The organism is Rhizobacter sp. P5_A1, assembly GCF_056400745.1.
In genome coordinates this window covers 50,232-68,111 of record NZ_JBFUKR010000007.1, presented here as the reverse complement: position 1 = coordinate 68,111, position 17,880 = coordinate 50,232, and the positions used below count along the sequence as shown (strand labels likewise).

16 protein-coding genes are annotated in these 17,880 nt (G+C 68.1%); 11 read left to right on the top strand and 5 right to left on the bottom strand.

Going from position 1 to position 17,880, the window contains the following annotated elements:
* Window positions 1-18 precede the first annotated feature (18 nt).
* The 9 genes from AC1DTW_RS09740 (at window position 19) to AC1DTW_RS09700 (ending at window position 8,914) form a co-directional block, all read left to right on the top strand.
* Window positions 19-2,028 (top strand): bifunctional 3-phosphoshikimate 1-carboxyvinyltransferase/cytidylate kinase, encoded by a 2,010-nt coding sequence (locus tag AC1DTW_RS09740; protein ID WP_477980860.1) that lies wholly within the window; start codon window positions 19-21, stop codon window positions 2,026-2,028.
* Between the two features lie 138 nt (window positions 2,029-2,166).
* Complete coding sequence (rpsA, locus tag AC1DTW_RS09735) at window positions 2,167-3,888, top strand: 30S ribosomal protein S1 (RefSeq protein ID WP_477980859.1); 1,722 nt, start codon at window positions 2,167-2,169, stop codon at window positions 3,886-3,888.
* A gap of 21 nt (window positions 3,889-3,909) precedes the next feature.
* The gene (locus AC1DTW_RS09730; protein WP_477980858.1) at window positions 3,910-4,242 is read left to right on the top strand and encodes an integration host factor subunit beta; all 333 of its coding nucleotides are present in this window, start codon (window positions 3,910-3,912) and stop codon (window positions 4,240-4,242) included.
* Window positions 4,243-4,315: 73 nt separating this feature from the next.
* Entirely contained in the window at window positions 4,316-4,627 is a 312-nt protein-coding gene (locus tag AC1DTW_RS09725; RefSeq protein WP_477980857.1) for a LapA family protein, read from the top strand.
* On the top strand, window positions 4,617-5,768 hold the full coding sequence (gene lapB, locus AC1DTW_RS09720) for a lipopolysaccharide assembly protein LapB (RefSeq protein WP_477980856.1): 1,152 nt from the start codon (window positions 4,617-4,619) through the stop codon (window positions 5,766-5,768). The genes AC1DTW_RS09725 and lapB overlap by 11 nt, the downstream gene beginning before the upstream one ends.
* Window positions 5,711-6,709 (top strand): D-glycero-beta-D-manno-heptose-7-phosphate kinase, encoded by a 999-nt coding sequence (gene rfaE1, locus AC1DTW_RS09715; RefSeq protein ID WP_477980855.1) that lies wholly within the window; start codon window positions 5,711-5,713, stop codon window positions 6,707-6,709. The genes lapB and rfaE1 overlap by 58 nt, the downstream gene beginning before the upstream one ends.
* The gene (rfaD, locus tag AC1DTW_RS09710; RefSeq protein ID WP_477980854.1) at window positions 6,706-7,698 is read left to right on the top strand and encodes an ADP-glyceromanno-heptose 6-epimerase; all 993 of its coding nucleotides are present in this window, start codon (window positions 6,706-6,708) and stop codon (window positions 7,696-7,698) included. The genes rfaE1 and rfaD overlap by 4 nt, the downstream gene beginning before the upstream one ends.
* A 106-nt stretch (window positions 7,699-7,804) precedes the next feature.
* Window positions 7,805-8,368: a ComEA family DNA-binding protein gene (locus AC1DTW_RS09705; RefSeq protein WP_477980853.1), complete on the top strand. Its 564-nt coding sequence runs from the start codon at window positions 7,805-7,807 to the stop codon at window positions 8,366-8,368.
* A 189-nt stretch (window positions 8,369-8,557) separates the two neighbouring features.
* Window positions 8,558-8,914 carry a ComEA family DNA-binding protein gene (locus AC1DTW_RS09700; protein ID WP_477980852.1) on the top strand — a complete coding sequence of 119 codons (357 nt, stop codon included), beginning with the start codon at window positions 8,558-8,560 and terminating at the stop codon, window positions 8,912-8,914.
* Between the two features lie 42 nt (window positions 8,915-8,956).
* Here the strand turns inward: AC1DTW_RS09700 and AC1DTW_RS09695 are convergent, their stop codons facing one another.
* A complete protein-coding gene (locus AC1DTW_RS09695; RefSeq protein WP_477980851.1) occupies window positions 8,957-10,153 on the bottom strand; it encodes a patatin-like phospholipase family protein in 1,197 nt (398 codons plus the stop codon).
* A gap of 44 nt (window positions 10,154-10,197) precedes the next feature.
* The gene (gene dnaE / locus AC1DTW_RS09690) at window positions 10,198-13,731 is read right to left on the bottom strand and encodes a DNA polymerase III subunit alpha (RefSeq protein WP_477980850.1); all 3,534 of its coding nucleotides are present in this window, start codon (window positions 13,729-13,731) and stop codon (window positions 10,198-10,200) included.
* A gap of 41 nt (window positions 13,732-13,772) precedes the next feature.
* Between dnaE and AC1DTW_RS09685 the strand changes: the two genes are divergently transcribed.
* A complete protein-coding gene (locus tag AC1DTW_RS09685; RefSeq protein ID WP_477980849.1) occupies window positions 13,773-14,513 on the top strand; it encodes a sulfurtransferase in 741 nt (246 codons plus the stop codon).
* A gap of 52 nt (window positions 14,514-14,565) precedes the next feature.
* Entirely contained in the window at window positions 14,566-15,852 is a 1,287-nt protein-coding gene (egtB, locus tag AC1DTW_RS09680) for an ergothioneine biosynthesis protein EgtB (protein WP_477980848.1), read from the top strand.
* Window positions 15,853-15,867: 15 nt separating this feature from the next.
* Here egtB and AC1DTW_RS09675 read toward each other — a convergent pair whose 3' ends face one another.
* The 3 genes from AC1DTW_RS09675 to AC1DTW_RS09665 are packed head-to-tail and all read right to left on the bottom strand — an operon-like array spanning window position 15,868 to window position 17,790.
* Complete coding sequence (locus AC1DTW_RS09675) at window positions 15,868-16,572, bottom strand: DUF599 domain-containing protein (protein ID WP_477980847.1); 705 nt, start codon at window positions 16,570-16,572, stop codon at window positions 15,868-15,870.
* A 39-nt stretch (window positions 16,573-16,611) separates the two neighbouring features.
* On the bottom strand, window positions 16,612-17,022 hold the full coding sequence (locus AC1DTW_RS09670; RefSeq protein ID WP_477980846.1) for a DoxX family protein: 411 nt from the start codon (window positions 17,020-17,022) through the stop codon (window positions 16,612-16,614).
* A 48-nt stretch (window positions 17,023-17,070) separates the two neighbouring features.
* Window positions 17,071-17,790 carry a pirin family protein gene (locus tag AC1DTW_RS09665; RefSeq protein WP_477980845.1) on the bottom strand — a complete coding sequence of 240 codons (720 nt, stop codon included), beginning with the start codon at window positions 17,788-17,790 and terminating at the stop codon, window positions 17,071-17,073.
* Window positions 17,791-17,880 lie beyond the last annotated feature (90 nt).

Genomic DNA, 17,880 nt, shown 5'->3' with positions numbered 1-17,880 from the left:
CAAGGGCTGCGCCGCCGCATGTTCAAGACCCGCTTTCTCGACATCCCGCCGCTGGCGAGCGCTGCCGGCACGGTGCGCCTGCCGGGGTCGAAGAGCATCTCGAATCGCGTGCTGCTGCTCGCCGGCCTGTGCGCCGGCAGCACGCTGATCCACGACCTGCTCGACTCCGACGACACGCACGTGATGCTCGACGCACTGCGCGCGCTGGGCTGCACGGTCGAACACGATGCAGCCGTCACGCGCATCGTCGGCATCGGCGGCACGCTGCAGGCGCGCGAAGCCGAGATCTTTCTCGGCAACTCGGGCACCTCGACGCGCTCGGTCGCCGCCGCGCTCGCGGTGCTCGCGACCACGCAAGGCGGGCGTTTCTCGATCCGCGGCGTAGCGCGCATGCATGAGCGGCCGATCGGCGATCTGGTCGACGCACTGCACCCACTCGGCTGCGTGATCGGCTACACCGGCGTCGAAGGTTTCCCGCCGTTGCTGCTCGGCGACGGCGTGCCGCACACGCTGAAACTCGACGCGCCGATCCATGTGCGCGGCGATGTCTCGAGCCAGTTCCTGACCGGGCTGCTGCAGGCGCTGTGCCTGGTCGCCGCCGATCGCGATGTGGTGATCGAGGTCGTCGGCGAGCTGATCTCGAAGCCCTACATCGCGATCACACTGAACCTGCTGGCGCGCTTCGGCGTCAAGGTACGCAATGAGCAGTGGGCGCGCTTCACGATCCCCGCCGGCAGCCGGCTGCTGTCGCCCGGCGCGGTCCATGTCGAGGGCGACGCGTCGTCCGCGTCGTATTTCGTCGCCCTCGGCGCGATCGCCGCGAGCGCCGATGCGCCGATCCGCATCGAGGGCATGGGCAGCGCGTCGATCCAGGGCGACCTGGCCTTCGTCGGTGCCGCGCAGGCGATGGGTGCTCAGGTGCTGCTCGGCGCGAACTGGGTCGAGGTGTCGCGCGGTGCCTGGCCGCTGAAGTCCATCACGCTCGACTGCAACCACATCCCCGATGCCGCGATGACCCTGGCCGTGATGGCGCTGTATGCGACCGGCACGACGCGGCTGACCAACATCGCGAGCTGGCGCGTCAAGGAGACCGATCGCATCGCCGCGATGGCGGCCGAGCTGCGCAAGCTCGGTGCACAGGTCGACGACGGCGCCGACTTCATCGAGGTCACGGCGCCGGCCGCGTGGCGCCCCGCGGCGATCCACACCTACGACGACCACCGGATCGCGATGTGCTTCGCGCTCGCCGCGTTCAATGGGGCCGGCCTGCCGGTGCGCATCCTCGATCCGCAATGCGTCGGCAAGACCTTCCCGGACTACTTCGAGACGCTGTTCGGCGTCGTCGGCGCGCGCCCGAACTTGGTTCCGATCATCACGGTCGACGGCCCGACCGCGTCGGGCAAGGGCACGCTGGCGAGTGCCGTCGCGCAGCGGCTCGGCTACCACTTCCTCGACTCGGGCGCCGTCTACCGCGCCACCGCGCTGGCCGCGATGCGCTCCGGCACGCGCGCCGACGACGAGCAGCGCCTGGCCCAGCTCGCGACCAACCTCGATCTGCACTTTGCGCCGGGCCGGATCCTGATGGGCGACCAGGACGTCACCGAAACGCTGCGCCTCGAAGAGGTCGGCGCCCTCGCCTCCCGGATCTCGGCGTTCGCGCTGGTGCGCGCCGCGCTGCGCACGACGCAGCTCTCGTTCCACCGCATCCCCGGCCTCGTCGCCGACGGCCGCGACATGGGCACCGTGATCTTCCCCGGTGCCGATCTGAAGATCTACCTGACCGCGAGCGCCGCGACGCGTGCCGAGCGCCGGTACAAGCAATTGATTTCAAAGGGAATTTCAGCTAATATCGACAGTCTTCGCGCCGAGTTGGAGGCACGGGATGCCCGGGACCAAACCCGAAGCGTCTCGCCCCTCAGGCCGGCCGCAGATGCGATATTGCTGGACAACTCGGCATTGAGCGTCGACGCTTCGGTCGATGCCGTGCTGGCAGCCTGGCAGGATCGCAGGCCCTTCCAGGAAGCTTGAAGGGGGTGCCGGCCAGTCGAGGTGGCGCCAAGAAGAGAGTCCGTCGCCCTCCCTCCTGTGCTACTCATCCGGCAGCACGTCAGGGCGGCGGTTGTTCAACCTAACCCCGCGGTCGCAAGGCCGCACCGGAAACACCCAATGTCCCAAACTCAAGTTGCCGAATCCAGCGGCATGGAATCCTTCGCCGCGATGTTCGAGGAGTCGCTGACGCGCTCCGAAATGCGCAGCGGCGAGGTCATCACTGCTGAAGTGGTGCGCGTCGAACACAGTTTCGTGGTCGTGAACGCCGGCCTCAAATCGGAAGCCTATGTTCCGATCGAAGAATTCAAGAACGACCAGGGCGAGCTCGAAGTTCAACCTGGCGATTTCGTCTCGGTCGCGATCGACGCGGTCGAGAACGGCTACGGCGACACCATCCTGTCGCGCGACAAGGCCAAGCGCCTCGCATCGTGGCTCTCGCTCGAGAACTCGCTCGAATCCGGCGAGTTCGTGACCGGCACCGTCAACGGCAAGGTCAAGGGCGGCCTGACCGTCCTCGTCAACGGCATCCGCGCCTTCCTGCCCGGCTCGCTGCTCGACACGCGCCCTGTCAAGGACATGTCGCCGTTCGAAGGCAAGACGATGGAGTTCAAGGTCATCAAGCTCGACCGCAAGCGCAACAACGTCGTGTTGTCGCGCCGCGCTGTGGTCGAAGCCTCGATGGGCGAAGAACGCGGCAAGCTGCTGAGCACCCTGCATGAAGGCGCGATCGTCAACGGCGTCGTCAAGAACATCACCGAGTACGGCGCGTTCGTCGACCTCGGCGGCATCGACGGCCTGCTGCACATCACCGACATGGCCTGGCGCCGTGTCCGCCACCCGAGCGAGGTGGTCCAGGTCGGCCAGGAACTGCAGGCCAAGGTCCTGAAGTTCGACGCCGAGAAGAACCGCGTCTCGCTCGGCATCAAGCAGCTCGGCGACGATCCGTGGCATGGCGTCTCGCGCCGCTACCCGAACGGCACGCGCCTGTTCGGCAAGATCACGAACATTGCCGACTACGGCGCGTTCGTCGAGATCGAGCCGGGCATCGAAGGCCTGGTGCACGTCTCCGAGATGGACTGGACCAACAAGAACGTCGCCCCGAGCAAGATCGTCTCGCTCGGCGACGAGGTCGAGGTCATGGTCCTCGAGATCGACGAAGACAAGCGCCGCATCAGTCTGGGCATGAAGCAGTGCAAGGCGAACCCGTGGGAAGAGTTCTCGACCACCGTGCAGCGCGGCGACCGCGTCAAGGGCCCCGTCAAGTCGATCACCGACTTCGGCGTGTTCGTCGGCCTGGCCGCCGGCATCGACGGCCTGGTGCACCTGTCCGACCTCTCCTGGCACGAGCCGGGCGAGCAGGCGGTGCGCAACTACAAGAAGGGCCAGGAGGTCGAGGCGATCGTGTTGGCGGTGGACGTCGACCGCGAGCGCATCTCGCTCGGCATCAAGCAGCTCGACTCCGATCCGTTCACCAGCTACACCTCGGTCAATGACCGCGGCATGTCGGTGACCGGCAAGGTCAAGTCGGTCGACGCGCGCGGCGCCGAGATCCAGCTGAACGACGACGTGACGGGCTACCTGCGTGCCTCCGAAATCAGCCGCGACCGTGTCGAAGACGCCCGCAACGTGCTGAAGGAAGGCGACGAAGTCAACGCCGTGATCATCAACGTCGACCGCAAGACGCGTTCGATCCAGTTGTCGATCAAGGCCAAGGACAACGCCGACAACCAGGAAGCGATGCAGCGTCTGGCGCAGACCAGCGAGCGTGAGAACGCCGGCACGACCAGCCTGGGCGCCCTGCTGCGCGCCAAGCTCGATAACCAGAAGGACAACGGTTAATCCGTTGCCGGTTGGTTGTCGATGACCCGCTCCGACTTGGTGGCGCAACTGGCTGAACGCTTCAGCCAGTTGACGCACCGTGACACGGAGTTCGCGGTCAAGACGATCCTCGATGCGATGTCTGCGGCGCTCGCCAAAGGGCACCGCATCGAGATCCGTGGTTTCGGCAGCTTCTCGATCAACCGCCGCCCGCCGCGCGTGGGCCGCAACCCGCGCAGCGGCGAGCAGGTGGTGATCCCCGAGAAGCTCGTCCCGCATTTCAAGCCCGGCAAGGCGTTGCGCGAAGCCGTCGACACGCATGTGCCCGTCGCCGCCGAGCCCGCGCCGCGTGCGGCCGGCAAGGCCGGCGAGTAAGGTCCGCCCGCAGCGTCTCGCGCGCTGCCCCGGCCGGTAGAATCGGCCGCCTCTCACGACGCGCTCCCCGCCGATGCGATTGCTTGTCTGGCTCTTCCGAGCCGCCATCTTCTTCACGCTGTTTGCGTTCGCGCTGAACAACCAGCAGGAGGCAGGCGTTCGCTGGTTCTTCGGCCAGGAATGGCGTGCGCCGATGGTGTTCATCGTGCTCGGCGCGTTCGCGCTCGGCTGCGCGGTCGGCGTGTTCGCGATGGTGCCGAGCTGGTGGCGGCATCGTCGCGTGGCGCGCCGCCATGCGCCGGTGATCGAGGCCGGCCCCGAGCTGCCGGCGACGAGCACGGCGCCCGAGATCACGGTCCCGCACCCGCCCCGCGATGGACTTTGACCTGCAGTGGTTGCTGCTCGGCCTGCCGCTGGCCTTCGCGTTCGGCTGGCTCGCGTCGCGCCTGGACCTGCGCCAATGGAAGCGCGAACAGAAGGATTCACCGAAGGCGTACTACAAGGGCCTGAACCTGCTGCTCAACGAGCAGCACGACAAGGCGATCGATGCTTTCATCGAAGCGGTCCAGCAGGACCCCGACACCTCCGACCTGCACTTCGCGCTCGGCAATCTGTTCCGCCGCCGCGGTGAGTTCGAGCGCGCGGTGCGCGTGCACGAGCACCTTCTGAATCGCGCCGACCTGCCGCGCGGCGAACGCGACCGCGCGCAGTACGCGCTGGCGCAAGACTTCATGAAGGCGGGCCTGTTCGACCGCGCCGAGAGCGCCTACGAGGCTCTCGAAGGCACGGCCTTCGACACCGAGGCGCGGCTCGCGCTGCTGAGCCTGCACGAGCGCTCGCGCGACTGGCGCGCTGCGGTCGAGGTCGCACGCAAGCTCGAGCACCGCGGCACCGGCTCGTTCGCATCGCGCATCGCGCACTACTGGTGCGAGATCGCGCTCGAAGCCGACGCGAAGCATCAAGGCGACGAGGCCGACAGCGCGTTGAAGCACGCGCGCGAGGCCGCGCCGCAGGCCGCGCGCCCGCTCGTACTCGCCGGCCAGCGCGCCGCGCGGCGCGGCGACCACGCCGAGCTGATGTCGCTGTGGGGCGTGCTGATGGTCGCGCATCCGGCCGCGTTCAACCTGGTCGCGCGCGAGTACGCGCAAAGCGCGATCGCGACCGGCGGCACGGCCACGGCGCTCGAACGCCTGCGCGAGCTGTACGCCCGCGCGCCGACGATGGACCTGCTCGACGCGCTCGCGCTGCTCGACCCGGCGCCGGCACAGCAACGCGCGCGGCTGATCGCGCAGCTGCGCAGCCACCCGACGCTGTCGGCGGCGAAGGCGCTGATCACGCAACAGGCTTCGACCGCGCTCGACAGCGCCGAGACCCAGGCGCTCGGCGAGGCGATCGGCCGCGCCGCGAAGCCGCTGCAACGTTACCGCTGCGCCGCCTGTGGCTTCGAGGCGCAGTACTATTTCTGGCAATGCCCCGGGTGTCTGAGCTGGGACAGCTATCCGCCACAACGGCTGGAGGATCTTTGACAACGCAGCCGCCCCTCTTGACTCGCGAGCGCGTGCACAGCGCCCGCGTCCTCGTCGTCGGCGACGCGATGCTCGACCGCTACTGGTTCGGCGCGGTCGATCGCATCTCGCCCGAAGCGCCGGTCCCGGTGGTGCGCGTGAACCGCGAGGAAGAGCGCCTCGGCGGCGCCGCCAATGTCGCGCTGAACGTCAAGACGCTGGGCGCGCAGGCCACCTTGCTGACCGTCGTCGGCGACGACGAGCCCGCGCGCAAGCTGCGCCTGCTGCTCGAACGGCAAGGCGTCGCTGCACTGCTCGGCAGCGACCCGCAGCTCTACACGATCGTCAAGCTGCGCGTGATCGGCCGCTCGCAGCAGCTGATCCGCGTCGACTTCGAGAACCAGCCCGATCACGAGGTGCTCGCCGGCATGCTCGCCGACTACGAACGCGTGCTGCCCGAGCATGGTGCGGTGCTGTTCTCCGATTACGGCAAGGGTGGCCTGACGCACATCCCGCGCATGATCGAGCTCGCCCGTGCGGCGGGCAGGCCGGTACTGATCGACCCGAAAGGTACCGACTGGAGCCGCTATGCCGGGGCGACCGTGATCACGCCGAACCGCGCCGAACTCGCGCAGGTCATCGGCGCGTGGAGCAGCGAGGCGCAACTGCACGAACGTGTGCAGGCGCTGCGCCAGGCGCATGGCCTGGACGCGCTGTTGTTGACGCGCTCGGAGGACGGGATGTCCTTGTTCGATGCGCGGGGCCACGTGCAGGTGCCGGCGCAGGCCCGCGAGGTCTTCGACGTGACCGGCGCCGGCGACACCGTGATCGCGACGCTGGCCGCGATGCTCGGTGCGGGCCTGAGCCTGCGCGAAGCGATGCCCATCGCGAACCGCGCGGGCGGCATCGTCGTCGGCAAGTTCGGTACTGCCAGCGTCAGCTACGAGGAGTTGTTTGCATGAAGGTTGTCGTCACCGGCGCCGCCGGCATGATCGGATCGAACCTGGTGCACGGCCTGAACGCGATCGGCATCGACGACGTGATCGCCGTCGACGACCTGACCGACGGCCCCAAGTACCGCAACCTGCTCGGCGCGAAGCTCAGCGACTACTTCGACAAGCGCGACTTCTACGTCCGCTTCGCGAACCGCGAGTTCGGCCCGGTCGATGCGGTCTTCCACGAAGGCGCCTGCTCCGACACGATGGAGCACGACGGCCGCTTCATGCTCGACACCAACTACCGCTGCTCGAAGGATCTGCTCGACGCGTGCCAGGCGCAGGGCACGCGGCTGCTCTACGCGTCGTCGGCGGCCACTTACGGCGGCAGCGCATCGTTCCGCGAAGAGGCCGAGTTCGAGCGCCCGCTGAACGTCTACGGCTACTCGAAGCTGCTGTTCGACGACGTCGTGCGGCGCATGTTGCCGGCTTCGACCACGCAGGTCGTGGGCTTCCGCTACTTCAACGTCTACGGCCCGCGCGAGCAGCACAAGGGGCGCATGGCCTCGGTCGCGTTCCACCACTTCAACCAGTACCGCGAGACCGGCAAGGTCCGCCTCTTCGGCGAGTACGGCGGCTACGCTGCCGGCCAGCAGAGCCGCGACTTCGTGTTCGTCGACGACGTGGTCGCGGTGAACCTGTGGTTCCTGCAGCATCCGGAACAAAGCGGCGTGTTCAACCTCGGCACCGGGCGCGCACAGCCGTTCAACGATGTGGCGCTCGCCGCGGTGAATGCGGCGCGCGCGCTGAAGAGCGAAGCGCCGTTGCCGCTCGCCGAATTGGTCGCGCAGGGGTTGGTCGAGTACATCCCGTTCCCGCCGGCGCTGGTCGGCAAGTACCAGTCGTTCACGCAGGCCGATCTCGCGCGCTTGCGCGCCACCGGCTGCGACCACCGCTTCGCCGATGTGGCCGCCGGCGTGAAGTCGTACGTCGGCTGGCTCGCACAGCGCGGCTGACTCGATTTGTTCGGCGCGGTCAACCCGCGCCGATGCGCTGCGTTGTGGGTCTGCCGCCGGTCGTTCGTGACCGGTGCGTCTCCACCAACCTTCCAAAGGTACGCACATGATCAAGAAGATTCTCGCCGCCATGCTGGCGCTGTTCGCTGCCGCGGCGTTCGCGGCCGTCGATGCCAACAAGGCCACCCAGGCCGAGCTCGAGGCCGTGAAGGGCATCGGCCCGGCGATCTCGGCCAAGATCATCGAAGAGCGCAGCAAGGGCGCGTTCAAGGACTGGCAGGACATGGTCACACGCGTCAAGGGCGTCGGTGAAGGCAACGCCGCCAAGTTCTCGACCGAAGGCCTGACCGTCAACGGCGCCGCATTCACCGGCGCGCCAGCCAAGACCGCCGCGCCTGCCGCCGCGAAGAAGGAAGAGAAGAAGGCCGCCGCGCCGGCGGCCGCCGCCGCATCGGCTGCCAAGCCCGCCGACACGAGCGCGGCCGACAAGAAGGCCGCCGCGCAGAAGGCCAAGGAAGACAAGAAGGCCGCGAAAGCCGCTGCCGCCGAAGAAGCCAAGAAGGCCAAGGCCGACAAGGCCGCTGCGGCGAAGGCCGAGAAGACGGCGAAGGACACCAAGCCGGCCGCCGCGGCCGCCGCATCGGCGGCAGCCAGCGCGACGAAGAAGTAGGACGGCGAAACCGGCCGGGCGCATCGCCCGGACCCTGGCCCGACGCCCCGCCCAGTGCGGGGCGTCCTGCTTTCGGGGGTGCCCGTTCGAGGCGCCCCGTGAAGGCGATGTTCAGCTCGGCCTCGCGCCGGAACACTTCAGTCCGGGTCTGCTGCAATTCCGCAGCGCCCGAACCTTCTGGAGAACCGCATGAACATCGTCAAGACGCTCGCCACCACCCTGCTCGCTTTGCTGTCCGCCGCCGCCTTCGCCGCGGTCGACATCAACAAGGCCAACCAGTCCGAGCTCGAAGGCATCAAGGGCATCGGCCCGTCGCTGTCGGCGAAGATCCTCGACGCGCGCAAGACCGGCGCGTTCAAGGACTGGACCGATCTGCAATCGCGCGTCAAGGGCGTGCGCGCCGGCAACTCGGCCAAGTTCTCGGCCGACGGTCTGACGGTCAACGGCGCGGCGTTCCGCGCGACGGCAGTGGCCGATGCGAACACGCGCCCCGCCAAGGCTGCGAAGGCAGAGAAGCCGAACAAGGCTGACGCCGCCAAGAAGTAAGGTGCGTCGCACCACGGCGCCCCGGCCCCGCCCGGGGCGTTTTCAGGTGGCGGGCTTCCAGCCGAAGAAGGCAATCACGTCATCGCGCCGCCGCATCGTGTCGGCCACGCCGAGCGCCATCAGTTCGCGGGTGTACGACGCCTCGAACAGCAGATAGCTCGCGAGCGCCGAACCGCGCGCGTCGTCGCCCTCGCCTTGCACGCCGATGCCCCGCAGCAGGGCTCTGATCGTGATCGGCAGGTCGCCGAGGTGCTTCGCGGCGATGTCGTCGAGACGCTGGCTCGGCGCGATCACGAGCACCTCGATCGGCTTCAGGCTGGTCGCGGCGCGCGCCTCGGGCGTCAGCAGCGCGAGCGTGCTGTTGATGCGCTGCAGCCGCTCCACGTCGACCGCCAGCGCATCCAGGAAGATGCTCGACAACGCATGGCCCGCGATCTGCGCGACGTTCGGGTACTCGCTGCTGCCGGCGCGCTGGCCCGGCGGCTCGTGCATGCGGCCGGCGCCGACGACCAGGATGCGCTCGCCGCCGAGGTGAACCGCCGGCGAGATCGGCGCCGCCTGGCGCATCGAGCCGTCGCCGCAATACTCGGTGTAGCCGTCGATCTCGAGCGCGACCGCCGGGAACACGAACGGGATCGCCGCCGAGGCCAGCAGGTGCGGCACCGTGACCTGCGCGCGCACCGCGATGCGCTGGGAACGGGTCCAGGGTGCGACCTCGCCGACCGCGTCGTAGAAGGTCACGTGCAGGCCCGAGCCGTAGCTCGACGCGGTCACCGCGAGGCCGAGCAAGTGCCCTTCGCGCTTCATCTGCTGGACGCGCCCGGGGTCGATCAGGCGGCCGAGCAGCGCTTCGAGCGGCGCGTTGTCGAGCAGCGAGCGCGGCCGCGCGCGGCGCCAGCGCGCGATCACCCAGCCGATCGACATCATCGTCAGCCAGCGTGCGCCGGTCCGGATCACGCCGAACGAATCGGCGCGATAGACCTGCTCGGCGTGAAAGTTCTCCCAGACCTCGCACAGTCCTTCGACGGCACCGTCGAAATCATCGGCGCGGCAGGCCAGCGCGGCCGCATTGATCGCCCCGGCCGAGGTTCCGGCGATCACCGGGAACGGATTCGCCGCGTCGGCCTGTCCGCAATCGCGGCGAATCTGCGCGACCGCCTTCAACACGCCGACCTGGTAGGCCGCACGCGCGCCGCCGCCGGTCAGGATCAGGCCGGTGGTCGGGATGCGCGTCTCCATCACGCGATATCGGCGTCAGCCGCGCCCGACTGAAGCCGGCGCCGTCATTCGTAGACGACGACGACCTCGCCGCGGTGGGCGCCGGCGCGCCAGCGATCGAGCGCCGCGTCGGTCGGGTAGAAGCGCGCCGCCTCGCCGAGATCGAGGGCGCCGCTCGCCGCCTCGCGCTGCAGCTCGAGCCGCACCGTCAGGCCCTGCGGCAGATCGCCGTGCTCCGTCGCGATGCGCCGCGACGGGAAATCGCGCAGCACCTCGGCGACCGGCGGCACGCTGCCGTTCACCGCGACGCGCAGGTACTTGCCGAAGCGGCAGCGCGCACCGGCCAGGTCCCAGACCTGCGCGACCGTCAGCCGCAGCCCGCCGGAGAAGCGATCGGGCTGGACCTTGCCTTGCACGATGATCAGCTCGTCGTCCTTCAACAGCTCGCGGTTTGCGTTCAGCAGGTCTTCGTTCGCGACCGCCTCGATCGCCTCGCTCTTGTCGTCGAGCTTGAAGATCGCGACCCGGCCGCGCTGGCCGTTGACGATGCGCAGATCGGTGACGATGCCGGCGAGCAGCTGCGGCTCGCGGCTGTCGAGCAGGTCGGCGATCTGGCGCTTCGCGAAGCGCCGCACCTCGGCCACGCTCTGGTCGAACAGGTGGCCCGAGAGATAGAAGCCGAGGGCCGCCTTCTCGAGCGTCAGCCGCTCCTTGATGCTCCAGGTATCGGCGGCGATCAGCGCCGGCTCCTGCGTGCTCGCGCCGTGCGCGTCGGCATCGCCGAAGTCGAACAGGCCGCCCTGGTCGGCATGCGCGGCCTGCGTGTCGGCCCAGTCGAGCGCCAGGCCGACGCTGGCGAGCATGCTGGCACGGTCCGGGTGCAGCGCATCGAATGCGCCGGCCTTCACGAGCGCCTCGACGACGCGCTTGTTCAGCTGCTTGCGATCGACGCGCGCGCAGAAGTCGAACAGGCTCGTGAACGGGCCGCGCACCGCGCCGGAGGCGCCGCCACCCGATCCTTCGCGCGCGTTGACGATCGCGTCGATCGCGCCCTGCCCGGTGCCCTTGATCGCGCCGAGGCCGTACTGCACGAGCTTGTCGCTGACCGGCTCGAAGCGATGCACGCCCTTGTTGACGTCGGGCGCCTCGACCGTGATGCCGAAGCTCTTCGCGTCGATCAGCAGCACACGCAGCTTGTCGCTGTCGTCGGCCTCGATCGTCATGTTCGCGGCGAAAAACTCGGCCGTGCAATGAACCTTGATCCACGCGGTGTGGTAAGCGAGCAGCGAGTACGCGGCGGCGTGCGACTTGTTGAAGCCGTAGCCGGCGAACTTCTCCATCAGGTCGAACACTTCGTCGGCCGCCGCCTTCGCGATGCCCTTCTGCGCCGCGCCGTCGCGGAAGATCTCGCGCTGCTTCGCCATGTCGGCGGCGTTCTTCTTGCCCATCGCCTTGCGCAGGATGTCGGCGCCGCCGAGCGAGTAGCCGGCCAGGATCTGCGCGGCCAACATCACCTGTTCCTGGTAGACGAAGATGCCGTAGGTTTCGCCGAGCACCGGCTCGAGCAGCGGGTGCGGGTAGCTGACCTCTTCCTTGCCGTGCTTGCGCGCGCAGAAGGTCGGGATGTTCTCCATCGGGCCGGGGCGGAACATCGCGTTCAACGCGAACAGGTCTTCGATGCGCGTCGGCCGCGCATCCTTCAGCATGCGCTGCATGCCCGCGCTTTCGAACTGGAACACCGACTCGGTGCGGCCCTCGGAGAACAGCTTGTAGACGCGCGCGTCGTCGAGCGGCAGCTTGTCGTAGTCGAAGTCTCGGTGCTGCGGGCGGCGCGCCGTGATGAAGTCCTTCGCAAGCTCGAGGATCGTCAGGGTCGCGAGACCGAGAAAGTCGAACTTCACCAGGCCGATCGCTTCGACGTCGTCCTTGTCGAACTGGCTCACCGCGCTGTCGCTGCCGGGCTGCATGTACAGCGGGCAGAAATCGGTGATCTTGCCGGGCGCGATCAGCACGCCGCCGGCGTGCATGCCGACGTTGCGCGTGATGCCCTCGACCCGCGTCGCCAGCGCGAGCAGTTCGGCGACCTCTTCCTCCGCCGCTTCGCGCTGCTCGAGTTCCGGCGCTTCCTTGCGCGCGTAGATCAGGCCCGGGTCGGGCTGGGCCGGCACCTTCGCGAGCGTGACCTGCTTGCCCGGCGGCGCCGGGATCAGCTTCGCGATCGAATCGACGTGGCCATAGCCCATGCCGAGCACGCGGCCAACGTCGCGCAGCGCGGCCTTCGCGGCCATCGTGCCGAACGTCGCGATCTGGCTCACCGCGTCGCGGCCGTACTTCTGCTTCACGTAGTCGATCACGCGGTCGCGGTTGCCCTGGCAGAAGTCGATGTCGAAGTCGGGCATCGACACGCGCTCGGGGTTCAGGAAGCGCTCGAACAGCAGGTTGTATTGCAGGGGGTCGAGGCCGGTGATGTTCAGCGCATACGCGACGAGCGAGCCGGCACCCGAGCCGCGCCCCGGGCCGACCGGGCAGCCGTTGTTCTTCGCCCAGTTGATGAAGTCCGCAACGATCAGGAAGTAGCCCGGGAAGCCCATCTTCAGGATCGTCTGGATCTCGAAGTCGAGCCGTTCGACATAGCGTGGCCGCTGCGCCTCGCGGTCGGCGGCATCGGCGTAGCGCTGCTGCAGGCGCCGCTCGAGCCCTTCGTGCGAGAGGATGCCGAAGTACTCGGCCATCGCGAGCGGCCGACCGTCGACGATCGGCGTCGGAAAATCGGGCAGCTGCGGCTTGCCCAGCACCAGGCTCAGGCTGCAGCGCTTCGCGATCTCCACGGTGTTTCGAATCGCGCTCGGCAGGTCATGGAACAGCGCCTCCATCTGCGCCTGGGTCTTGAAGTACTGCTCGCGGCCGAAGCGCTTGACGCGCCGCGGGTTCGTCAGCATCTCGCCCTCGGCGACGCAGACGCGCGCCTCGTGTGCCTCGAAGTCGTCGGGTGTCGCGAACTGCACCGGGTGCGTCGCGACGACCGGCAATTGCAGCCGCGCGGCGAGTTGCGCGGCCGCGCGCACATGGGCCTCGTTGCCCGGCAGGCCGGCGCGTTGCAGCTCGACATAGAACCGGCTCGGGAACAGCTCGGCGAGGCGGCGCGCGAGCGCATCGGCGCGTGCCGGGTCCGCAGCGACCAGCGCCTGCCCGACCGCGCCCATCTCGGCACCGGCCAGTGCGATCAGGCCGCCGTTCAGTTCCGCGAGCCAGGCCCACTTGACGCAGGCCTGCGTGCGCTGCTCGTGCAGCAGCCAGGCGCGCGACAGCAACTCGCACAGGTTCAGGTACCCCTGCTTGTCCTGCACCAGCACGACGAGTCGGCTCGGCGACTTCTCGCCGCCTTCGGGTTCGAGCCAGAGGTCCGCGCCGATGATCGGCTTCACGCCCTTCTTGCGCGCGGTGCTGTAGAGCTTCACCGCACCGAACAGGTTCGACAGATCGGTGATCGCCAATGCGCCCTGCCCGTCGGCGGCCGCCGCGGCAACCGCGTCGTCGATGCGCAGCGTGCCATCGGCAACGGAAAATTCGGTGTGGGTGCGCAGGTGAACAAAGGCCATCCGGGCATTTTAGAGAGCGCACGCCTCGTAAAATTTGCAGCGTGACATCAATTCTGAACATCTCGGCCTATCGATTCATCGCATTGAGCGATCTGGCCCAATGGCGCGAGAGCATCCGCTCACAAGCCCAGGCACACGCATTGCGCGGCACGGTGCTGCTGGCGGACGAAGGCATCAATCTGTTCATCGCCGGCGACGCACCGGCGGTGCGCGCGTTCCTCGCGTGGCTGACGGCGCACGAAGCCTTCGCCGGGCTGCCGCTGAAGGAGAGCTGGTCGAGCGAGGTGCCGTTCGGCAGGCTGCGCGTCAAGGTCAAGCCCGAGATCATCCGCATGAACCACCCGACGATCCGCCCGCAGGCCGCACGCGCGCCGGTCGTCGATGCGAAGACACTGGCGCGCTGGCTCGATGCGGGTGTCGACGACACCGGGCGCGCGGTCGTCACGCTCGACACGCGCAACGCCTTCGAGGTCGAGCACGGTCGGTTCCGCGGAGCGCGTTCGTTGCGCATCACGAAGTTCAGCGAGTTTCCGCAGGCGCTGCAAGAGCGCCGTGCCGAGTTCGACGGCAAGACGATCGTCAGCTACTGCACCGGCGGCATCCGCTGCGAGAAGGCGGCGCTGTGGATGGCCGAGACCGGTATCGCGAACGTGCTGCAGCTCGACGGCGGCATCCTGAAGTACTTCGAGGAAACCGGCGGCAAACACTTTGAAGGGGATTGTTTCGTCTTCGACGAACGCGGCACGCTGAGTGACACACTGGCGCCAGTGCGGGCGGTGTAAGGTTCGCAAGCTTCGCAACGACTCTTCGTGCCGACCGCACGGAGCCGACGCCATGAACATTGCTCATTGGCCCGCGCCGTCCCACCCCGATCTCGCCGCTGCATACGGGGCCATACGCCAGACCACGCTGGACCTGGCCGCGCCGCTGACGACCGAGGATTGCCAGGTGCAGTCGATGCCGGACGCGAGCCCGGCCAAGTGGCATCTCGCGCATGTCACCTGGTTCTTCGAGACCTTCGTGCTCGAGCCCCACGAGCGCTCGTTCAAGCCCTTCGACACGAGCTTCCGCGTGCTGTTCAACAGCTACTACCAGGGCGTCGGCGAGATGTACCCGCGCGCGCAGCGCGGCCTGATCACGCGGCCGACGCTGGCCGAGGTGAAGCGCTACCGCGCCGAGGTCGACGAGCGCGTGCAGCACCTGCTCGCAGCGCGTGGCTGCGATGCGGCACTGCGCGAACTCATCGTGCTCGGGCTGCACCATGAGCAGCAGCACCAGGAGCTGCTGCTGACCGACATCAAGCACGCGCTGAGCCTCAACCCGACGCACGCGCCATACGCAAAGCGCTGGCCGATGACCAGCGTGCGCGCCCAGCCCCTGCGCTGGTTCGCGCAGACCGGCGGGCTGATCGAACACGGCTTCGATGCCGAACGTGACGGCCCTTTCTGTTTCGACAACGAGACGCCGCGCCACGGCGTCTACACAGCGCCGTTCGAGCTCGCGTCGCGGCCCGTGAACTACGGCGAGTACCTCGAATTCATCGAAGACGCGGGCTACCGGCGCCCCGAGCTGTGGCTGGCGATGGGCTGGGATTGGGTATGCGCCGGGCAGCGCAGTGCGCCGCTGTACTGGCACCACGTCGACGGCGTATGGATGAACCACACCTTGCAGGGCAGCGTCGAGATCGACCCGCGCACGCCGGTGTGCCACCTGAGCTATTTCGAGGCGGACGCCTATGCGCGCTGGGCCGGCGCGCGGCTGCCGACCGAGGTTGAGTGGGAACACGCGGCGCGCCAGCTGCGCGCGCCCGGCCGGCCGAACCTCGCGGACCGCGGCGCGTTCCACCCGCTGCCGGCGGAGGACGAGCCGGCCGACGAACCGGTGCAGCTGTTCGGCGACGTCTGGGAGTGGACCCAATCGAGCTACAGCGCGTATCCCGGCTACCGCACGCCGCCCGGCGCGGTCGGCGAGTACAACGGCAAGTTCATGAGCAACCAGTACGTGCTGCGCGGCGGCTCATGTGCGACGCCGGCCGGCCACGTGCGCGCGAGCTATCGCAACTTCTTCCCGACCGACGCCCAGTGGCAGTTCAGCGGCCTGCGTCTTGCCCGCGACGTCTGAACGCCGCAGTGCGCTTCACGAAGTCAAAACGCTCAATACCTCGGAGCGGTACTCGCGCTGGTACAGGATGTAGATCACGCCCAGCGTCGCGAGCATGAACACGAACGGCGAGAAGAACCAGCCGATCGCGGCGAACGCGAAGTAGTAGCCGCGCAGGCCGTCGTTGAAGGTCTCGGCGGCCAGGCCGACGACGCGCCCGGCCTTGTCGGCGAAGGCCTCGCGCGAGAGGCCTTCGGCGATGAAGCGCTCGGCTTCCGGCGCGGCGGCGACCAGCAACGCGCCGAAGGTGTATTGACGCATCGACCACGTGAAGCGGAAGAACGTGTAGACGAAGATCCCGAGCAGCAGGATCAGCTTCAGGTCGAAGATCAGCGCGCTGGTGCGCTGCGCGAACGGCAGCTCGCGCACCAGCTCGTTGACCTTGTCGCCGGCCAGCACGGCCAGCAGCCCGCCGATGATCAGGATCGTCGTCGACGCGAAGAACGACGGGCTGGTCGAGAGGTTCTGGATCACGATGCCGTCGATCACCCGCACCTCGCGGTAGGTGGTCTGCAGCATCCACTGCCGGCGCACCGCGTTGGTCGCGGCCAGTACCGAACGCTTCGAGCCCGCGCCGTGACGCGAGAAGTGCGCGTAGACGCCCCAGCCGACGAAGAACACTGCCACCGCGACCCAGTCGATCCACGGCAGCAGCGTCAGGCCCTTGAACATCAGTTCCATGCGCGGAACTGTAGCAAGGGCCGCGCCGGGGGGCGGTGCTCAGCGGCTGCGCTTCGCGTCGATGCTGATCGCGCCGGGCCCGAACGCGGCGAGCACGAGGAAGCCGCCGGCGATCGAGATGTTCTTCCAGAAGTTGATCTGCTGCATCATCACCTGCTCGGGCGGCACGGCCCAGTAGTTGTGGAAGATCACGCCGGCGAGCACGGTGAAGACCGCGAGCGCCAATGCGGCCCAGCGCGTCATGAAGCCGAACGCGATGGCGAGGCCGCCGCCGAGCTCGACGAGGATCGTCAGTGCCGCGACCACCGAGGCCATCGGCAAGCCCTTCGACGCGATGTAGCCGGCGGTGCCCGCGAAGCCCGCGATCTTGCCGAATCCGGACGTGATGAACATCAGCGCGAGCAGGAGGCGGCCGAGCAACGCGAGCGGGTTCTGGAGGTTGTTGAGCATGGTGATCCTTGGTTTGTCGGAAAGGTTGAGGGAAAGGGGATTCAGGCTTCAGCGCAGATCGAACACCAGCAACTCGGCATCGCGGCCTTGCTCGATGGTCAACTCGCTCTCGTTCTCGATCCGCAAGGCGTCGCCACCCTGCAGCGACTGGCCGTTGACCGTGACGCTGCCGCGCACGACGTGCACATAGGCCTTGCGGCGCGGATCGAGCGGGCGCTGCAGCGGCTGTTCGCCGTCGAACAGGCCGCTGTAGATCGCGGCATCGGCGTGGATCGTCACCGAGCCGTCGCGGCCATCGGGTGACGCGACCAGGCGCAGCGTGCCGCGCTTCGATGCTGCATCGAAATGCTTCTGCTCGTAGCCGGCCTCGATGCCGCGCTCGCTCGGTTCGATCCAGATCTGCAGGAAGTGGGTCGTCTGGTCCGGCGCGTGGTTGAACTCGCTGTGCATCACGCCGCGCCCCGCGCTCATGCGCTGCACGTCGCCGGGCTTGATGACGCCGCTGACGGCGGCCCCGGCCTGGCCGTTGCCCATGCTGTCCTTGTGCGCCAGCTCGCCCGAGAGCACGTAGCTGACGATCTCCATGTCGCGATGGCCGTGCGTGCCGAAGCCGGTGCCCGGGGCGATGCGGTCTTCGTTGATGACGCGCAGGTTGCCGAAACCCATGTGGCGCGGGTCGTGGTAGTCGGCAAACGAGAAACTGTGAAAGCTCTTGAGCCAGCCGTGGTCGGCCTGGCCGCGGTCGGCGGATCTGCGAACGCTAATCATGGTCGTCGCTCCTTTCGGTGCCGAGAATGTAGGGTGCGCACCCCGCGCCATCGACCAGCGTACGTTGAAGTGACCGTTCAAATAAGATGA